A 17,260-nucleotide genomic window follows, 5' to 3' on the forward strand; every position below is an offset into this window, starting at 1 on the left:
GATTCACATCACAAGCGGCCGCAACGTGCGATAGGCGATGACGAGACCCCTCTGTACTCGTTGCGGGGTGCCGCTCCACACCGGGTCCTCGTGCTCGACCGAGACGACGCCGGTGTACCCGCCCTCGTGCAGCGCGTCGATCAGCGGCGTCCACCGCACACGCCCGAGTCCGGGCACCCGGAAGCGATACCACCCCTTGGACCCGTCGACCGGCCCGTAGTAGCCGTAGCGGTCGATGGCCGAGCCGAGGATCTCGGTGTCCTTGGCCTGCACGTGCGCGATCTGCCCGATGTACGGCCGGACGGCGGCGACCGGGTCGATCCCGAGTGCGACCAGGTGCGAGGGGTCGTAGTTGAGCTTGAGCCCGAGGCCGAACATCCATTCCCACAGCTCGGGGGAGTAGGCGAGGTTGCCCGGGTAGCCGTCGGGGTGCCAGCTCTTCATCAGGCAGTTCTCGATGACGAGGGTGACGCCGTGCGCCCTGCCGTACTCGACCAGGGGGCCGAAGACGTCCTCGGCCAGGCGCATGTTGGCGGCGACGGTGAGTGCGGGGTCGCGGCCGACGAAGGTGCCGACGGTGGGGCAGCCGAGCGCGGCGGCGGCCTCGATGCAGCGGCGCAGGTGGGTGTGGACGGCGGTGCGGCCGGGGCCGAGGTTGTTCTCGTAGTACGCGATCGAGGAAAGGGTCAGTCCGGTCTCCGCGAAAATCTTCGCGACACGTGCTGATTCGGCGTCGTCGAATCGGTCTACTCTGATGTGATTTCGGGCATCCGTTGACGGCCATCCGGCCACTTCGAGTGCCTCGAAACCCTGGTCGACGGCCCAGCGTGCGATGTCGGAAAGGTCGCTTTCCGGAAGACACGCTGTCAGGAAACCCAATTTCATTAGCTACCTCCGACAGAAGTCGTAGACTTACGAGTGAGCTCCACGCAAGTATCGCGTGCAAAAAAGCACTAAACCTCTGACTTCTGTTTGATCAGAAAGCGTAAGTGGGGGGAATGCACGTCATCACTATTCAAGAGCCGGGGCTCGTCGCCATGACCCTGGAACGCTCCGCCGCGCTGGAGCCCGGATGTGTGCGGGTGCGCACGATCTACTCGGGCGTCTCGGCCGGCACCGAGCTGACCGCGTACCGGGGAACCAATCCCTACCTCAACCGGCGCTGGGATCCCGGCCTTCGCCTGTTCGTCGAGGGGCACTCCCATGCCTATCCGCTGGCCGGTTGGGGCTACCAGGAGGTCGGCGAGGTCGTCGAGGCCGCCCCGGACGTGGCCGAGCCGCTGGTCGGCAGCCTGGTGTGGGGCATCTGGGGGCACCGCGACGAGGCCGTGCTGCCCGCGGCCAAGCTGGCCGGCCATGTGCTGCCGCAGGGCGTCGACCCGCTCGTCGGGGTGTTCGCCCGGGTGGGCGCCATCGCACTCAACGCCGTGCACGCCGCCGACGTGCATCTGGGGGACCAGCTCGCGATCTTCGGGCAGGGCGTCATCGGGCTGCTGGCCACCAGGCTCGCTGTGCTCAACGGGGCCCGCGTCACCGCCTGCGACGCCATCCAGGCCAGGCTCGCCCTCGCCCGTGCCTTCGGCGCCGCCGAGACGTGCGACGTGACGGCGGGTTCGGCGGCCGAGCGGATACGCAAGGACGGCGAGGGCGCCGACACCGCGATCGAGCTGAGCGGCAACCACCACGGCCTGCACGAGGCGATCAGGAGTGTGCGCAGGGGCGGCCGGGTCGTCGCGGCGGGCTTCTACCAGGGCGAGGGCGCCGGGCTGCGGCTCGGCGAGGAGTTCCACCACAACCAGGTCCAGCTCGTCTCCTCCCAGATCGGCGGCGTGGCCTCGTGGCTGGCGCACCGGTGGGACGTCGAGCGGCTGCAGCGCACGTTCATGGACCTGGCCCTGGCCGGACAGGTCGACACGGCCGCGCTGGTCAGCCATGTCGTGCCCGCCTCCTCGGCGCAGGAGGCCTTCGACCTGCTCGACCGCGCTCCGGCCGAGGTGCTGCAGCTCGTCTTCGCCTTCGGAGGCCGCTCGTGAAGCTGGCGGCGCAGGAGCAGCTCCTACCGGGACGCACGCTGCAGGAGAAGTTCACCTTCGCGGTCGAGGCCGGGTTCGACGCGATCGAGCTGCGCGGCAAGGGCGACTTCCACTTCGCCGGGCGGCTGGCCGAGCTGAAGCGGGCGCTGTCCGACGGGGTGGTGATGCCGACCGTCTGTGTGGACATGCCGCACTTCATCGGCGACTTCGACCCGGCGAAGGCCAAGGACGCGGTCTACCAGCTGCGCTCGCAGCTCACCGTGATCGCCGAGCTCGGCGGGGTCGGGGTGATGACGCCCGCCTCGTGGGGGCAGTTCTCGCGCAGGCTGCCGCCGTTCGAGCCGCCGCGCTCGGAGGCGGAGGATCGCGAGGTCCTCACCGAGGCGCTCGGCACACTCGGCGAGCACGCCGCGCGCAACGGTGTTCTGATCATGCTGGAGCCGCTCAACCGCTACGAGAACCACATGGTCAACACCCTGGCCCAGGCCGTCGAGCTGTGCTCCATGGACTCCATCAGGGTCGTCGGCGACACCTACCACATGAACATCGAGGAGGACGACCCCTGCCGCTCGCTGGTCGAGGCCGCGCCGTACCTCGCGCACATGCAGATCAGCGAGTCCAACCGCAACCAGCCGGGCACGGGACACCTCGACTGGGCGGCCCAGCTGGCCACGCTCGACGCGATCGGCTACGAGGGCTATCTGGCGCTGGAGTGCCGGCTGCGCGGTGAGCCCGAGATCGTCCTGCCGCAGACCGCCGCCTTCGTAAGGAAGTTCCTGTGATCGTCCGTGACGCCGTCCGCGTCCTCGTCGACAACTGGGAGGGCTCCTACACCGTGCCCTCGCGCAGGCTCTATCCGCACCAGTGGAGCTGGGACTCCGCCTTCGTCGCGATCGGCAATGCCCGCTGGTCGCCGCGCAGGGCCAGGACCGAGCTGCTGTCGCTGTTCGGGTCGCAGTGGCGCGACGGGCGGGTGCCGCACATCGTGTTCAGTCCGGGCGTGCCCGAAGGGGCCTACTTCCCCGGGCCGGACTTCTGGGAGGCGCGGGCGCCGTCGGGCGCGGCCACGTCCGGGATCGTGCAGCCGCCCGTGCACGCGATGGCCGCCTGGCAGGTGCACCTGGCCGATCCCGATCCCGCCTTCCTGCGCAGGCTGTATCCGCGTCTGGTCGCCCAGCAGGAGTTCCTGCGCCAGAGCAGGCGCGGGCCCGAGGGGCTGGTGTCGATCGTGCACCCGTGGGAGTCGGGCATGGACAACAGCCCGGCCTGGGACCTGCCGCTGGCCGCCGTGCACGCCGCGCCCATGACGGCCGGGCGCAGGGACCTGGCGCACGTCAGCGCCGACGAGCGGCCGACCGACCTCGACTACGAGCGCTACACCGCACTGGCCCGCGCCTACCGCGACACCGGCTACCGCAGGGCGGGCGAGTTCGTCGTGGAGTGCCCGCTGTTCAACGCGGCGTACGGATCGGCCGAGTCGGCCCTCGCCAGGATCGCGACCGCCGTCGGGGCCGACCCGGCGCCGCACCACCGCGAGGCCGAAGGCGTCACGGCCGCGATGATCGAGCACCTCTACCAGGACGGCCTCTTCCACGCCAGGGACGTACGCACCGGCTGCCTGCTGCGCTCGCACAGCGCCGCCGGGCTGGTGCCGCTGATCCTGCCCGACCTGCCGCGCGAGATCGCCACCGCGCTGATCGGCACGGCGCTCGACAGGTTCGCGGTCAAGGGCGGCCTGGTGCCGAGCTTCGCCCCGGGCACGCCCGAGTTCGACGCCGCACGCTACTGGCGCGGCCCGAGCTGGATCAACATCGGCTGGCTGGTCTGGCACGGCGTCAGGCACAGGCGGCCGGACCTGGCGGCCAAGCTCGTCGCCGGGATGACCAAGGCCGTCGAGCACTCCGGCTTCAGGGAGTACTTCGACCCGGACACCGGCGAGGGGCACGGCTGCCGCGACTTCAGCTGGTCGGCCGCGCTCGTCGTCGATCTGCTGGCCGCCTCAGCAGCGCAGGACGGCCTGGACGGTGTGCCTGCGCCCGGCGGCGAGATCGGTGAGCAGCTGAGGGGCCTGCGCGAAGCCGACGACATCGGTGACCACGTGCTCGCGTAACGCCGGACCGCGCGAGGCGAGCAGGGCGACCGTCTCGGCGGAGAGCCGCTCGCGGTCCCACACATGGGCCAGGCCGCGCGGCACCCTGCCGATCTGGGCGCAGCGCAGGCTCAGCCCGTTGTGGTGGAACTCCTCGCCCAGGCGTACCTCGTCCGCGCCCGTGGTGTAGAAGGCCAGGTCGATGACGCTGGCCTGCGGTCGCAGCAGCCGCAGCGCCAGGGCCAGCGCCCTGGCCTGGCCCCGGCACTGGAAGACCACGTCGGCGCCTCTGTCGGCCGGGCCGTGCCGCCAGCGGCGCTTGAGCACCAGCGCGGGATCCTCGCCCTCGGTCTCCAGCGTGCGCATCCCGAGCGCCTCGGCGACGCGCAGCCGCGCGGGCGTCTCGTCGATCACGACCACCTCGGCCGCGCCGTGCTCGTGCGCGAACAACGCCACCAGCAGCCCGACCACACCCGCCCCCACGACCGCGACCCGTCGCCCGCGCACACCGTCGCCCAGGGTGCGCACCTGCTCGCCGTACAGGTCGGCGGCGGCGTGCAGCAGGCCGTTGGCGCAGATCGGCCCCATGTGCGCCACGTACACGCCGAGCAGGGGGTCGAGGTCGCCCGGCAGTTCGACGAACCGGTCGACGAGGGGATCGGCGACATACGCGCTCCTGTGGCCGTAGGCCATGGCGACCGTCGCCCCTTCGGCCACCGCCTTGGTACGGCTGGCCGTCACGGTGGCGACCTGCATGTAGCCGAAGCCGCGCACCGGATAGCCGAGCCCGGCCTCGCCGTGCCTGAACAGGCCGAGCGCCGGGTCCCAGCCGGAGGTCAGCATCGGATTGCCGCCCTTGACGAAGGTCAGTTCGGTGCCGGCCGAGACGCCGCTGTAGAGCGTCTCGACCCGGAACCCGCCGTCGGCGGGTTCGCCGTCGTCGTCGGTCTCGACCATCCGCACCACGCCCGGGGCCTCGACGCTGAGGACGCGCACCACGCCCGCTCTCCTTTCCTCGCTCATGTCGCGCACCACACCGGGCCGCGCTCGGACGCCGATCTGGCCACGTCGAGGGCCAGGCGATGGCTTCTGAGCGCCTCGGCGTAGGGGGCGCGCACGTCGTCGCCCACGCCTCGCACGGCGTCGACGAAGGCCCGGTCGACGCGGCGTTTGGCCTCGCCCGGGTCGATGTGCGTCTCGCCAGTGCCGGTGCGCAGTTCGGTCTCGGACACCTCCAGGGTCAGCCCTTCGGCGTGCACCTCCAGGCCGATCCGGTGCTTGGCGGCGAGCACGCTGGTGGCGGCCAGTGTGCCGGTGGCGCCGCCCGCGAACCTCAGTACGGCCGCGGTCGCCGGGTCGACCTCGTCCCGCGTGGCCGCCCCGCTCGCCACGGCGTGCACCATGACGACCTCGCCGACCAGCACCCTGGCCAGGTCGAGCACATGGACGGCCTGTTCGAGGACCTGGCCGCCCGACAGCTCCCGCCTGGTCCACCAGGGCACGGGAGGCGTCTTGTCCAGCCAGTGGCCGAGTGCCAGCAGTACCTGCCTGCCGGAGAGCAGGTCCTGGGCGCGGGTGACGACGTCGAGGTATCTCCAGTGGTGGCCGACGGCCGAGACCAGGCCGCGGCGGTCGAGTTCGGCGGCGATGGTCTCGGCGGTGCCGAGATCAAGAGCAAGCGGCTTCTCCACAAATATCGGGATATTTGCAGATATTGCGGCTAATTCTGGTTCGCCGTGTGCGAAAGGCGGCACGCAGATGTACAGGGCGTCGATCGCGGCCTCGGCCAGCAGATCGGCATGCCCGGAAAATGCGGGAGCCGCGTGGCGTGCGGCGAGCGACTCGGCTTTGGCGCGGTCGGTGTCGGCGATTCCGGCGATCGTCACATCGGGGAATCCGGACAGGACGTCGGCATGACGGGCAGCGACATTTCCGGCGCCGACCATACCGATGCGAAGGGATGAAGGCACAAATGGCCTTATGCCACCGGACAAGGCGGTCAAACGATGAGGTTCTGCCTGTCTCATTCAGGGCAGCTCAGCCGTCCGAGCCTTTCGGAATGGGGCAGACCGTATGAAGAGTTACATCACCGGTGACCGCGGCGGACTCGCCCGAGCCCAGAAGTGGCTCGCCCATCGCACCAGCACCGCCGCCGACTGGCCGCTCGACGCGCTCCTGCGGGCCAAGGGCGACACCACGATCAGTGTCGTCCTGCCCGCACGCGACGAGCAGGAGACCGTCGGGCCGATCGTCGCCGCCGTCCGCAGGGACCTCGGCCGCCTCGTCGACGAGGTGCTCGTCGTCGACTCGCGCTCCACCGACGCCACCGCCGCCAGAGCCCGCGCGGCGGGCGCACGCGTCGTACGGCAGGACGACGTGCTCGCCGAGCTCGCGCCGCTGTCGGGCAAAGGGGAGGCGCTGTGGAAGGGGCTCGCGGCCAGCTCCGGCGACATCGTCGTCTTCGTCGACGCCGACCTGCGCAACTTCGGTGCGCACTTCGTCTCGGGACTCGTCGGGCCGTTGCTGGGCGACCCGGGGATCGGCTTCGTGAAGGCGGCGTACGAACGGCCGTTCACCGGGGCCGACGGTGTGGTGCGCAGGGGAGGCGGCGGACGGGTGACGGAGCTGGTCGCAAGACCCCTGCTCAATCTGTACTGGCCGGAGCTGGCCGGATTCGTCCAGCCGCTCGGCGGCGAGTACGCGGGCAGGCGCGAGCTGCTGGAGCGCGTGCCGTTCGTCACCGAGTACGGCGTGGAGTTCGGGCTGCTCGTCGACCTGCTGGAGCTGGCCGGGCTCGACGCCATGGCCCAGGTCGACCTCGGCTGCCGCGACCACGGCCATCAGGACACCGCCGCGCTCGGCAGGATGGCCGGGCAGATCATGCTCACCGCCTGGTCACGCCTGGAACGGCACGGCCGCATGGTGGGCGCGGAGCCGCCGGGCACCCGCATGCTGCAGTTCGGCCTCGACGGCGGGGCCGGCGTGCACGACGTGGCCGTCGCCGAGCGCCCGCCGCTCGCCTCGCTCACGGGACAGGCCATGGAGGAGGTCGCATGAGGGTCCTGATGAACGCGGGCCCGTGGCTGCCGGTGCCGCCCGCCTCCTACGGCGGCATCGAGAACGTCGTGGCCACCCTCGTGCCCGAACTGCGGGCCAGAGGCGTGCAGATCGTCCTCGCCACTGTGGGCGAGAGCACGATCGAGGCCGACGAGGTGGTCAGTGTGTTCGCCGAAGGCCGGTTCGGTGAGCTGCAGCAGCCGTACAACCAGGTCATGGGGCTGGCACACGCGCACCAGGCGATGGTCGCCGAGCGGGCGGCCGGGTGCGACCTCGTGCACGACCATCTGGAGGTCGTCGGGCCCGCCGTTCTGGCCGCGCTCGGCGGGCCGCCCGTCCTGCACACGCTGCACTGGGACCTGCGCAAGCACGCCGCCTTCTACGCCGCCTTCCCGCCGTCGATCGCGGTCAACGGCGTCTCGCGCTCGCAGCTGGCCAGGGCGCCCGCCGCGCTGCGGGCCGCCTCGCTCGGCGCGGTGCACCTGGCCACGCCGCTCGCCGGGGCCGGCATACGCGTGGCCAAGGGGGAGCATGCCGTCGTGATGGGCCGGATCTGCCGGCTCAAGGGGCAGCACGTGGCCGTCAGGATCTGCCGCAGGCTCGGCATGCCGCTGGTCCTGGCCGGGCCGGTCTGCGGTCTCGGCACCCAGGCCGAGCTCGACGAGGTCACCGGCGATCCCGGCCATCCCCTGCACGGCCATCCGGACGTGCGTTACCACGTCGAGGAGGTCGCGCCGTACCTCGACGGCTCCCTCGTGCGCTGGGCCGGGTCGGTCGGCGGCGCCGAGCGCGACCACCTCTACGCCTCGGCCAGGGCCGCGCTGTTCCCGCTGCAGTGGGACGAGCCGGGCGGCACCGCCGTCGTCGAGGCCCTGGCCCTGGGGGTGCCCCCGGTGGGGCTGCGCCGCGGCGTCCTGCCCGAGATCGTGGAACACGGCCGCACCGGGCTCCTGGCCGACACCGAGGCCGACCTGGCCGCCGAGCTCACCCGGGCCTCCGGCATCGACCCCGAGGAGTGCCGCCGCGAGGCCGCGACCCGCTTCACCCCCGCCGTGATGGCCGAACGCTACCTCGACCTGTACGAACGCGTGCTCGCCCGCTGATGCGGACCAGACCTTTACCGGCGCCCGGCCGTGCCGAGCCGACAATGGAAGCAATCCCGAGGAAGGGGGCGACGATGATCGTCAACCTCGCCCTGACGGCCTGCCTCACGGCCGGAGCCCTGCACGCCCCGAGCACGACGACGACGATGAAGTACGGCGTCGTCGTGCTGCACTACACCGACTACGAGTCGCCCGAGCACATGCGGCTGTGGGTCGGCGTGTACCGGGCCGACACCGGCAAGTCGCTGCGCTACATCCCGGTCTGCCTGCAACGGCTGGACGACGGGAACTGGAACACACGCTCGTGCCACAAGAGCGGCGCCGACGGCGAGACGGACTGGGTGCTCTACGTGAACAAGCGCTACCGCATCCACGTCCCCGCCACCGCCTACCACCACAGCGAGTACACCCCGTCCTTCAGCACCTGAGCGGCGCCGCTCACGCATAGCCGCGCGGCAGTACCGTCACCGGGACGGGAGCCGCGCGCAGCACCTTCATGGCGACCTCGCCCAGGAACACGCGATGGGCCTGCGCGTCCTCCGACGCGGCGCACACGAGCAGCTCGCCGGGCAGCCACTCGACCGACTCGATCGCGGCCGCCACGTCATGGCCTTCGGCGAGCTCGGCCGAGGCGTCGTCCAGCCCGGTGCTCTCCCAGGCCAGGCGTACGGCCAGGGCCAGGTCGTCGCGCAGGCGGCCCTGGTCGTCGGTGCGCAGGTCGAGGGTGAGCAGGCGCAGCGGCACGCCGAGCCTGAGCGCGGCCTGGGCGACGCGCTCGACGGCCTCGTCGCACTGCGGCCTGTGCACGTAGCCGAGCGAGAGCCGTTGCGGGCCGCTCGGCGGGACGTAGCCGTCGGGGGCGATCATCACGGCCTCGGGCGACAGGTGCAGCAGGTGGTCGCCGGTGCTGCCGACGGCGATCCTGCCGTGCCTGCCGCCCGCGGCCGAGCCGATCACGATGACGTCGGCCCTGATCCTGCTGGCCAGGACGGCCAGGCCGCGCCCGCTGCCCCTGCTCTCGAACGAGAGGTACTCGGCCGGGACCTCGCCGAGCAGTTCGGCCGCGTGGGCCAGGTTGGCGCTGGACTCGACCGCCGATCCCGGGCTGCCCGGCGGGTAGACCGTGGCGACGGTCAGCTCACCGCCGGTCGTCCTGGTGATCGCGGCGCCCAGTGCGAGCGCGTCCCTGCCACCGGCGTCGTGCGTGTAGCCGACGATCACATGCTCTCCGATCACGAACCGTCCCTACCCTGCTCAGGCGGGGAGTACGCGATGACTTAGAGCTTCTTGAACCGGTCTGTCGCCTCGATCAGCCTGGCCTTCGTCCCTGGCTCGGCCGCCGAGTGCCCGGCGCCCTCCACGAGGTGGAACTCGGCCTCAGGCCAGGCCTGGTGCAGCTGCCACGCGGTGGCCACGGGGGTGCACATGTCGTACCTGCCCTGCACGATCACGGCGGGGATGTGCCTGATGAGGGACACGTCGCGGATGAGGCGGCCGTCCTCCATGAATCCGTTGTGCCGGATGTAGTGCGTCATGATCCGTGCGAAGGCCACCGCCATCCTCGGCTCGCTGAACGCCTCCACCAGCGCCGGGTCGGGGATCAGGTTGACCAGCCCGCCCTCCCAGCGCGTCCAGGCGACGGAGGCGGGCACGCGGACGGCCGGGTCGGGGTCGTTGACCCGCCGGTGGAAGGCCGACAGCAGGTCGCCGTGCTCCTCGACGGGCACGGCCGCCAGCAGCTCGGCCCACACGTCGGGATAGAAGTGGGCGACCCCGCCCTTGAGCGCCCAGTAGGCCTCGCGCCCGCTCACCGTGTAGATGCCGCGCAGGACGAGTTCGGTGACCCTGGCCGGATGGCGCTGGGCGTAGGCGAGGGCCAGCGTGCTGCCCCACGAACCGCCGTAGACCAGCCATCTGTCCACCTCCAGGTGCTCGCGCAGCCGCTCGATGTCGGCGGCCAGCGTCCAGGTGGTGTTGTCGCTCAGCGAGACCGAGGGGTCGGAGGCGTGCGGCAGGCTCTTGCCGCAGTTGCGCTGGTCGAACAGGACGATGCGATAGGCGTCCGGATCGAAGTAACGCCGCATGTCGGGCGCCGTTCCCGCGCCCGGCCCGCCGTGCAGGGCGACGACCGGTTTGCCGCGGGGGTTGCCGCAGATCTCCCAGTAGATCCGGTTGCCGGATCCCACATCCAGGAAGCCGGTCTCATAGGGATCAATCTTCGGATAGAGGTCCATGTTTCGCATCCTGTCCGATGGGGGCTGGCAACGGGCGTCACTTCTGTCACGATGGGCGGGTGCACGTGGCCTCCCCCCTGATCCGCGCCCTGCGTGCCGCGATCTTCGCGGTGGCATGCGTGCTGGTCTCGGCCGCCGTCCACGTGCTCACCGGCGGCGCGCTCCTCGCACCGCTCAACATCGCCCTGGCCGTGGCGGGCGTCGGCGTGGCCGCCTACGCGCTCGCCGGTCGCCAGCGCGGCCGTGAGGCCCTGCTGACCGCCGCCTTCACCACCCAGTACGGCCTGCACCACCTGTTCACCGTAGATCTGGCTCCCGCCGACCCGCTGGTCGCCGGGCACCACGGCGGCGGGCTTGCCGCAGGGCTCGGCATGCTGGTCGTGCACGCCCTTGTGGCGGTCGGGTCGGCGCACTGGCTGGAGCGCGGTGAGTCCGGCCTGGCCACCCTGCTCGGCCTGCTGGCCACCCGGCTCGTCGGGCTCTGTCTCCTGCGGCCTTCGCCGGTCGCCGCGCTCGCGGCCGGGCCCGTCGTCGGCCGGGCGCCGCATCGCCCGCACGCGGCCCTTCTCGTGCGGTCCAGGCCCAGGCGCGGGCCACCCGTGTCGTTCTCCACCCGCTGACACACCCCGCGGCGCACTCGCGTCGCGGCGCGTATCCCCGTACTTGGAGAACACCGCGATGACCTCTGTCGTCGACGCGCGCCCGCAGTCGCGTCCTTCCGCCGACCCTCAGCGCTACCGTGCCGTGTGGCGCTGGCACTTCTACGCGGGGCTGTTCGTGGCCCCCGTCCTGCTCGTCCTGGCCGTGACCGGGGCGATCTACCTGTTCAAGGAGCCGTTCGAGGCCTGGCAGTACCGTGACCTGCGGACACTGCCCGCCGCCGTCCAGGCGCCGAAACCGCTCGCCGACCAGATCGCCGCCGCCTCGGCCGCACTGCCCGGCCGTGCGGTCGACTCCGTGCTGCCGCCCGCCGATCCGTACTCCAGCACGCGCGTGATCCTCAAGGGCGCGGACGGCGGGCCGTTCGCGCCAGGCATCTCGCTCTACGTGCATCCCGGCACCGGCCAGGTGCTCGGCTCCGTCGACGACTCGGCCACCTTCATGCGGACGATCCGCGACATCCACGGCTCGCTGATGGCCGGAACGGTCGGCGACCGGATCGTCGAGACGGCCGCCTGCTGGGCGCTGATCCTGGCCGCGACCGGTGCCTACCTGTGGTGGCGCGGCCCGGCGCGAGGCAGCGTGTGGCGCAGGGCCAGGCGAAAGGCGCTCACCCGGTCCAAGCTGCGCCGCCTGCACGCGCTCGTCGGCGTGGGCGCCGGGATCGTGATCGTCTTCCTGGTGCTGTCCGGCCTGCCCTGGTCGGGCGTGTGGGGCCAGAACCTGCAGACCCTGCAGAACGCCACCGGCTCCACCACGCCCGACATCACCTCGGAGTCGAAGGTGTCGGGCGACCTGTCGCACCACCCCGACGCCAAGGTCCCCTGGGCCGCCGAACGCCTGCCCGTGCCCGGCTCCACCCCCGGCGAGCACGCGGGCCACGGCGGCGACGGCGGCGCGCTCGTCCAGGGCGCCGTGCCGATCGAACGCGCGCTGGCCGCCGCCGGAGCGGTCGCCGCGCCCTGTGCGGACTGCGCGGTGAAGGTCCTGCTGCCGCAGGGCCCGAGCGGCGTCTACACCGTCGTCACCGACTCGGCCACCGACCCGGCCGCCGGTCGCACGGTGCACGTCGACCAGTACTCGGGCCAGGTCCTGACCTCCTTCGGCTGGAGCGAGTACGGCCTGCTGGCCAAGGCCGTCGAGCAGGGCATCGCCATCCACGAGGGCAGAAGGTACGGCGCCGCCAACCTGGTCGTCATGCTGGGCGCGTGCCTGGCGCTGGTCACGCTGACGGTGACCGGCGTGTGGATGTGGTGGAAGCGCCGCCCCGAAGGCCGTATCGCCGCGCCGCCCAGGACCACCGACCGCAGGACGGCGCTCGGCGTGGTGCTCATCATGCTCCTGCTGGGACTGGTGTTCCCTCTGGCCGGAATCACCATGGTGGCCGCCCTGCTCTTCGACCGGGCGGTGATCCACTACAGAATGGGGCAATGGACCTCATAACGATCGACGACATCCGGGACGCCGCCGACCGCATCGGTTCGGCTGTGCTGCGGACACCGCTCGTGCCGTGGCAGGGGATCTGGCTCAAGCCGGAGAGCCTGCAGCGGGTCGGCTCGTTCAAGCTCCGCGGGGCGGTCAACGCGATCGCCTCGCTCAAGCCCACAGGCGTGGTCACCCACTCCTCGGGCAACCACGGCCAGGCGCTCGCCTACGCCGCCAAGCAGTACGGCGTGCCCTGCGTGGTCGTCGTCCCCGAAGGCACCCCGGAGGTCAAGGCCGCCGCGATCCGCTCGCACGGCGCCGAACTCGTCGTGGTGCCCGCGGCCGAGCGCGTCGTCAGGGCCGAGGCGCTCGCCCTGCAACGGGAGCTCACGCTCGTGCCGCCCTACGACCATCCGGCGGTGATCGCGGGCCAGGGCACGATCGGCCTGGAGATCATCGCCGATCTGCCCGACGCCGAGGTCGTGCTGGTGCCGGTCAGCGGCGGCGGCCTGGCCTCCGGCATCGCCACGGCGGTCAAGGCGCTGCGGCCGGACGTCACCGTGCTCGGCGTCGAGCCCGAGGTCGCGGCCGACGCGGCGGAGAGCCTGTCGGCCGGGCGGCTGGTGTCGTGGCCGCCCGAGCTGACCTTCCGCACGATCGCCGACGGACTGCGGGCCGACCTGTCGGCCCTGACGTTCGCCCACCTGCGCGAGCGGCTCGACGGCATCGTCACGGTCAGCGAGCAGGAGATCAGGGCGGCCATGGGCGTGCTGGCCCGCTCGGCCAGACTGGTGGCCGAGCCGAGCGGAGCCGTCGCCACCGCCGCCTACCTCACCGGGCGCACGCCGCCGGGCCGTACGGTCTCCGTCGTCTCCGGCGGGAACGTCGACCCCGTGCTGCTGCGCGAGGTGATCTAGCGGTCAGCTCCAGGCGTGCTCGGCGAGGAAGGCGCGCTCGCCCGTCGCGTAGTCGTGGAAGGCCCGCCTGACATCGGCCAGGTCCGTGACGTGCGCACGGGTGAGCTCGCCCTCCTTGTACTCCAGTTCGTAGCCGCCGGGCTCGGGGGAGACCTGGACGAAGTGGCTGCCGAACACCACGAGGGCGGCGAACGGATTGTGCGCCGACAGCGTGCCCAGCACGTCGTGCACCAGTCCCAGGTCCGGGTCGGTCACGACCATCCCGTCGCCGGTGTGCAGCTGCATGCCCGGATGGACGCCGAGCGGCTCCCGGTTGTGCACCAGGTCGCGCTGCGGGTCGTAGCAGGTCAGGCCGTGCTGTCCGGCCAGGGCGAAGACCCGGCCCGACACCTCGTCCATCTCGGCCAGGTCCATGCGCACCCGCACGTGACCAGGGTAGGTGACGGCGTGGCCGGGCAGCTCGGCCGCGAACCCGGCCAGTGCGGGCGTGCCCGCGGGGCCCGGCTCGTCCGCAGCGGCCGAGGCGTGGCGCGCGGCGGCCTGCGCTCTGGTCACCGGGGCCGTCGCGGGCCACACCATCAGCTCGACCTGCTCTTCGCTCATTCCCCCATGCTCGCAGCTTCCTGCCTGAACCAGGTCAGCGCCTGCGGCAGCCCGGCCTTCATGACGCCGAAGTGGTCCACCTCGCCGACGTCGACGAGGGTGGCCGTGACGCCGCCCGCCTTGAGATCGGCCAGGCAGCTCTCGGAGTTGGCGATGGCCACGTCCCGGTCGCCCTTGGCCGAGAACAGCCGCACCTCGGTGCCCGGCCTGAGGTCGGCGCAGGTGGAGTCGTTGAGCCCGGCCGCCTTGAGCAGGCGTCCCCGTGGCTGCTTGAGAAGTTTGCGATAGGCCGGGGTGACGAGCTGCTCGGGCGAGGCGGGCAGCGCCTTGACGATGGTGTCGAAGTCCTTGTGCCCGTCGAAGAGGCCGGGCACGCCGGGCGACCTGAACACCTGGGCCGGATCGCGGTAGATGTCGTAGACCCTGTCCATGGAGCTCAGCCAGTACCCCAGGTAGAACGTGGCCGACCTGGGGTCGAGCCTGCCGTCGAACAGAGCGGGCAGTTCGGCGTCGAGCACGTCGAACGGCCCGGCGAGCGGCGCGACGGCCGCGGGCTCCAGGGCCGGGTCGTCCTGCAGCGCCCTGGCCAGTGCCATGGCGGCATGCCCGCCCTGGGAGAAGCCGGTCACCATGACGTCGGCACCGAGCTTGTGGCCCTTGCCCGCGGCGAACGTCCTGGCGGCCTTGATGAAGTCGAGCGAGGCCGAGGCCTCGGTGGCCGCGTGCATGTAGGGGTGGGCGCCGGGCCCGTCGCCCAGGCCGAGGTAGTCGGGCGCGAGCCCGGCGAACCCGGCGGCGGCGAAGTAGGCGGCGGCGTAGCCGCCGTCGCTGTGCTCGGCACGGGAGGGCGCGTCGCGCTTGGTGGCGAGCGTGCCGTGGGTGTAGCTGACGGCGGTGAGCCGCTCGCGTGCGTTCCGGGGCAGGGCGACCGCCCCCGAGGCGTGGGTCGCCCTGCCCCTGACATCGACCGTTCGGTAGGAAAGGCGGTAGAAGTCGACGCCCGAGACCGGTCCCTGTGGCGGGAATCCGGCCTGGGTGAGCAGGTCGGTGACCTGGTCGGCGGTCAACCGGCGGACCTTGGTCGCGCTGATCAGCTCGCCGCGCGGCACGCCGGAGGCCTGCGCGCTTGTGGCCGCGCCCGGACGGGCGGAGGCGGAGGCGCCGGTGACGGCGGCGAAGGGAGCGACGGCGACGGCGGTCGCACAGGCGAGTGCGAGGACGCGGCGAACGGTCGAGGTCATAGCAGAACCGTAGATTTCCCGACCTGTCATCCCCAGCCGGTCGACCCCCAAATCCTGGGTAGTGCCTGCCCTACCCCGGATTTCCCGCTAGCCTTCGTTGCTCACGATATGTGATTTTTCGACTACTGGTCGTGAGGTGTGATCCGTGTCCATCAGGGGCAACCGGGCCTTGGCCAAGCCGTACCGTGATCTCGTCTGGCTCGCCTATCTCGCGTTGCCGGTGGGGGAGCGGCGCATCGTCGTCGCCCATCGCCTGGTCGCGAGCGTGCTGTCACGGCGGCCGTACGCCGGCGAGGACGACATGCCGGGCCTGCGGGCCGAGGTGCTGCGCAGGGTGCTCAGGCATCGCATGCGGCCGTGGAGCGGCTGGTCGCCCGCCCTGGTGCTGGCCCCGGCCATCACCCGCAGCGGCGAGCAGGACTTCACCGACGCCCTCGACGCCCTGCCGCCCGCATCGAGGGCCGCCTACGCGCTGGCCAGGATGTCGGAGCTGGACCGCGCCGCCATCATCGACGTCCTGCGCGCGGCGGGCGTGGCCGATGTGGCCCAGGCCATGGCCAGGGTAGCCGACCTGGAGCGCGATTTCGGCGGCGGCTCCCTGCACCGCCCTTCGACCGACCCCCAACTGGCCCGCGTGTACGGCAGGCGCGTGCACCCGAGGGCGAGGCTGGCCGTGGGCGGCGTCGCGGTGGCGCTGGCCGTGGTCGCGTTCGTGCCGTGGCTGGTCAGGGAGCAGCCCAGCAGGGCGGGAAGCGTCGCACCCTCGGCCGGGGCCCCGCTGGTCACCGTCACGCCTGGCACCTGGCGCAGCACGACCGACCTCGACATGGCGGCGTGGGAGCCGCGAGGCGCACTGGCCGGTGACCGCGCGCTGGCCGCGAGGGCGCTGGCCGCCTGGCCCAAGCTGGCCGTCGCCTTCGACGGCGCGCCCGCCGACCCGCCGAAGGGCGCGCCGCACCTGCTCTACGCGGGCCGCCACGACGGCGCGACCGTCGTGCTGCTGCGCGACCTCGGCCGGGTGGCCCGCTACCGGGAGGGGCCCTCCGGCCTCAGCTTCGAGGTGTTTCCCGAGCCCAGGGTCAAGCCGGACGGCGCCAGCCCGCTCAAGCTGTCGGAGTCGGCCAAGGGCGCGCGCTACCTGCTGCCGCCGTGGGTCGAGGAGGTCTCGGCCGCCGGTCTCGGTCCGGCCGAGCCCGGCTGGCGGAAGGTCAAGGTGAGCCGCGGCGTCACCGCCCCGATCCCGGCCGCGGCGGGCCGGGCCGGCTGCTGGCGCGGCCCCGTGCTCCGGCTGCGCGCACCCAAGGTCGCGCACGGCCAGCCGTACACGATGGTCGATCTGGGGCGGATGACACTGGCCAACATCAGGTACGAGCCGCCGCCGCCCGCCGAGATCAGGAGGTTCGGGCCGCACGAGCTCGACACCACGGCGCAGGGCTGGCGGGCGTGGGGTGCGATCGGGTGCGCGCTGCCCAGGCCGGAGCGCGAGGTGCAGTCGGCCACGGCGTGGGAGTTCTGGGCCGGGGCGCTTCCGGCGGGGGCGAGCGGCCGGTGGATGTGCGTGCGGTTCACCCATGCCGACGGCGGCAGCGGCGCCTACGCGGTGCTGTTCGCGACCGCCAAGGGGCGCACGACGGCCACCCGGACCGGCTCCAGGCTCGACACCTGGGACTGCAGCAGGCTCAGGCGTGACCTGGTGGCGGGCACGTGGTGGCGCGACCCCGGCGGCAGGCAGCACTACCTGGCCGCGGCGAGCAGGCGCATCCTGCGCATCGAGATCGGCGACAGGATCGCATACGGGCAGTTCGCCTCGGTCGAAGGCAGGGGCGGCAAGGCGCCGAGGTTGTCGGCGGTCAGCGAGCCGTCCGGCCCGGTGACGGTGTTCAGGGCGGCGCCCTGAC

17 protein-coding genes are annotated in these 17,260 nt (G+C 72.1%); 10 read left to right on the plus strand and 7 right to left on the minus strand.

Annotated features, from left to right (window positions below; all coding sequences use genetic code 11):
• Window positions 1–3: 3 nt before the first annotated feature.
• Window positions 4–885, minus strand: a complete 882-nt coding sequence (locus ACTWNK_RS09720; protein ID WP_474303543.1) for a sugar phosphate isomerase/epimerase family protein — start codon at window positions 883–885, stop codon at window positions 4–6.
• Window positions 886–1,037: 152 nt separating this feature from the next.
• Between ACTWNK_RS09720 and ACTWNK_RS09725 the strand changes: the two genes are divergently transcribed.
• Genes ACTWNK_RS09725 through ACTWNK_RS09735 form a run of 3 tightly spaced genes read left to right on the plus strand, consistent with a single transcriptional unit; the run spans window position 1,038 to window position 4,143 of the window.
• Window positions 1,038–2,033, plus strand: coding sequence for a zinc-dependent alcohol dehydrogenase (locus ACTWNK_RS09725; protein WP_474303544.1), 996 nt, complete (start codon window positions 1,038–1,040; stop codon window positions 2,031–2,033).
• Window positions 2,030–2,815, plus strand: a complete 786-nt coding sequence (locus ACTWNK_RS09730) for a sugar phosphate isomerase/epimerase family protein (protein ID WP_474303545.1) — start codon at window positions 2,030–2,032, stop codon at window positions 2,813–2,815. Before ACTWNK_RS09725 ends, ACTWNK_RS09730 begins: the two co-directional genes overlap by 4 nt.
• Complete coding sequence (locus tag ACTWNK_RS09735) at window positions 2,812–4,143, plus strand: MGH1-like glycoside hydrolase domain-containing protein (protein WP_474303546.1); 1,332 nt, start codon at window positions 2,812–2,814, stop codon at window positions 4,141–4,143. The genes ACTWNK_RS09730 and ACTWNK_RS09735 overlap by 4 nt, the downstream gene beginning before the upstream one ends.
• Here ACTWNK_RS09735 and ACTWNK_RS09740 read toward each other — a convergent pair.
• On the minus strand, window positions 4,033–5,145 hold the full coding sequence (locus ACTWNK_RS09740) for a zinc-binding dehydrogenase (RefSeq protein WP_474303547.1): 1,113 nt from the start codon (window positions 5,143–5,145) through the stop codon (window positions 4,033–4,035). The genes ACTWNK_RS09735 and ACTWNK_RS09740 overlap by 111 nt on opposite strands.
• Window positions 5,142–6,092, minus strand: a complete 951-nt coding sequence (locus tag ACTWNK_RS09745) for a Gfo/Idh/MocA family protein (RefSeq protein WP_474303548.1) — start codon at window positions 6,090–6,092, stop codon at window positions 5,142–5,144. Before ACTWNK_RS09745 ends, ACTWNK_RS09740 begins: the two co-directional genes overlap by 4 nt.
• Before the next feature lie 103 nt (window positions 6,093–6,195).
• Between ACTWNK_RS09745 and ACTWNK_RS09750 the strand changes: the two genes are divergently transcribed.
• The 3 genes from ACTWNK_RS09750 to ACTWNK_RS09760 all read left to right on the plus strand — a co-directional run bounded on the left by ACTWNK_RS09750 (window position 6,196) and on the right by ACTWNK_RS09760 (window position 8,710).
• On the plus strand, window positions 6,196–7,179 hold the full coding sequence (locus tag ACTWNK_RS09750) for a glucosyl-3-phosphoglycerate synthase (RefSeq protein WP_474303549.1): 984 nt from the start codon (window positions 6,196–6,198) through the stop codon (window positions 7,177–7,179).
• A complete protein-coding gene (locus tag ACTWNK_RS09755; RefSeq protein WP_474303550.1) occupies window positions 7,176–8,282 on the plus strand; it encodes a glycosyltransferase in 1,107 nt (368 codons plus the stop codon). The genes ACTWNK_RS09750 and ACTWNK_RS09755 overlap by 4 nt, the downstream gene beginning before the upstream one ends.
• 74 nt (window positions 8,283–8,356) lie before the next feature.
• Complete coding sequence (locus tag ACTWNK_RS09760; protein ID WP_474303551.1) at window positions 8,357–8,710, plus strand: hypothetical protein; 354 nt, start codon at window positions 8,357–8,359, stop codon at window positions 8,708–8,710.
• A gap of 10 nt (window positions 8,711–8,720) precedes the next feature.
• On the opposite strand, the gene ACTWNK_RS09765 is transcribed toward ACTWNK_RS09760, so the two are convergent.
• Both ACTWNK_RS09765 and pip read right to left on the minus strand, forming a co-directional pair.
• A complete protein-coding gene (locus tag ACTWNK_RS09765; RefSeq protein ID WP_474303552.1) occupies window positions 8,721–9,518 on the minus strand; it encodes a universal stress protein in 798 nt (265 codons plus the stop codon).
• Between the two features lie 41 nt (window positions 9,519–9,559).
• Window positions 9,560–10,525, minus strand: coding sequence for a prolyl aminopeptidase (gene pip, locus ACTWNK_RS09770; RefSeq protein WP_474303553.1), 966 nt, complete (start codon window positions 10,523–10,525; stop codon window positions 9,560–9,562).
• 50 nt (window positions 10,526–10,575) lie between these two features.
• Between pip and ACTWNK_RS09775 the strand changes: the two genes are divergently transcribed.
• From ACTWNK_RS09775 to ACTWNK_RS09785, 3 genes are read left to right on the plus strand one after another with little or no spacing between them, the layout of a single operon-like run.
• On the plus strand, window positions 10,576–11,136 hold the full coding sequence (locus ACTWNK_RS09775; RefSeq protein WP_474303554.1) for a hypothetical protein: 561 nt from the start codon (window positions 10,576–10,578) through the stop codon (window positions 11,134–11,136).
• 58 nt (window positions 11,137–11,194) lie between these two features.
• Window positions 11,195–12,619 carry a PepSY-associated TM helix domain-containing protein gene (locus tag ACTWNK_RS09780; RefSeq protein ID WP_474303555.1) on the plus strand — a complete coding sequence of 475 codons (1,425 nt, stop codon included), beginning with the start codon at window positions 11,195–11,197 and terminating at the stop codon, window positions 12,617–12,619.
• Window positions 12,607–13,518, plus strand: a complete 912-nt coding sequence (locus ACTWNK_RS09785) for a threonine ammonia-lyase (protein WP_474303556.1) — start codon at window positions 12,607–12,609, stop codon at window positions 13,516–13,518. Before ACTWNK_RS09780 ends, ACTWNK_RS09785 begins: the two co-directional genes overlap by 13 nt.
• Before the next feature lie 3 nt (window positions 13,519–13,521).
• On the opposite strand, the gene ACTWNK_RS09790 is transcribed toward ACTWNK_RS09785, so the two are convergent.
• Window positions 13,522–14,121 (minus strand): hypothetical protein, encoded by a 600-nt coding sequence (locus ACTWNK_RS09790; RefSeq protein WP_474303557.1) that lies wholly within the window; start codon window positions 14,119–14,121, stop codon window positions 13,522–13,524.
• The gene (locus ACTWNK_RS09795) at window positions 14,118–15,362 is read right to left on the minus strand and encodes a hypothetical protein (protein WP_474303558.1); all 1,245 of its coding nucleotides are present in this window, start codon (window positions 15,360–15,362) and stop codon (window positions 14,118–14,120) included. Before ACTWNK_RS09795 ends, ACTWNK_RS09790 begins: the two co-directional genes overlap by 4 nt.
• Window positions 15,363–15,507: 145 nt before the next feature.
• Between ACTWNK_RS09795 and ACTWNK_RS09800 the strand changes: the two genes are divergently transcribed.
• Window positions 15,508–17,259, plus strand: coding sequence for a hypothetical protein (locus ACTWNK_RS09800; RefSeq protein WP_474303559.1), 1,752 nt, complete (start codon window positions 15,508–15,510; stop codon window positions 17,257–17,259).
• The last annotated feature ends 1 nt before the right edge of the window (window position 17,260 follow it).

The organism is Nonomuraea sp. IBHARD001 (assembly GCF_056106265.1).

What these genes read in the sequence shown, in the direction of transcription:
- pip (WP_474303553.1), bottom strand. Translation starts at nt 10,525, where the DNA reads ATGCGAAACATGGACCTCTATCCGAAGATTGATCCCTATGAGACCGGC.
- ACTWNK_RS09795 (WP_474303558.1), bottom strand. Translation starts at nt 15,362, where the DNA reads ATGACCTCGACCGTTCGCCGCGTCCTCGCACTCGCCTGTGCGACCGCC.
- ACTWNK_RS09785 (WP_474303556.1), top strand. Translation starts at nt 12,607, where the DNA reads ATGGACCTCATAACGATCGACGACATCCGGGACGCCGCCGACCGCATC.
- ACTWNK_RS09760 (WP_474303551.1), top strand. Translation starts at nt 8,357, where the DNA reads ATGATCGTCAACCTCGCCCTGACGGCCTGCCTCACGGCCGGAGCCCTG.
- ACTWNK_RS09790 (WP_474303557.1), bottom strand. Translation starts at nt 14,121, where the DNA reads ATGAGCGAAGAGCAGGTCGAGCTGATGGTGTGGCCCGCGACGGCCCCG.
- ACTWNK_RS09740 (WP_474303547.1), bottom strand. Translation starts at nt 5,145, where the DNA reads ATGAGCGAGGAAAGGAGAGCGGGCGTGGTGCGCGTCCTCAGCGTCGAG.
- ACTWNK_RS09755 (WP_474303550.1), top strand. Translation starts at nt 7,176, where the DNA reads ATGAGGGTCCTGATGAACGCGGGCCCGTGGCTGCCGGTGCCGCCCGCC.
- ACTWNK_RS09720 (WP_474303543.1), bottom strand. Translation starts at nt 885, where the DNA reads ATGAAATTGGGTTTCCTGACAGCGTGTCTTCCGGAAAGCGACCTTTCC.
- ACTWNK_RS09780 (WP_474303555.1), top strand. Translation starts at nt 11,195, where the DNA reads ATGACCTCTGTCGTCGACGCGCGCCCGCAGTCGCGTCCTTCCGCCGAC.
- ACTWNK_RS09750 (WP_474303549.1), top strand. Translation starts at nt 6,196, where the DNA reads ATGAAGAGTTACATCACCGGTGACCGCGGCGGACTCGCCCGAGCCCAG.
- ACTWNK_RS09725 (WP_474303544.1), top strand. Translation starts at nt 1,038, where the DNA reads ATGACCCTGGAACGCTCCGCCGCGCTGGAGCCCGGATGTGTGCGGGTG.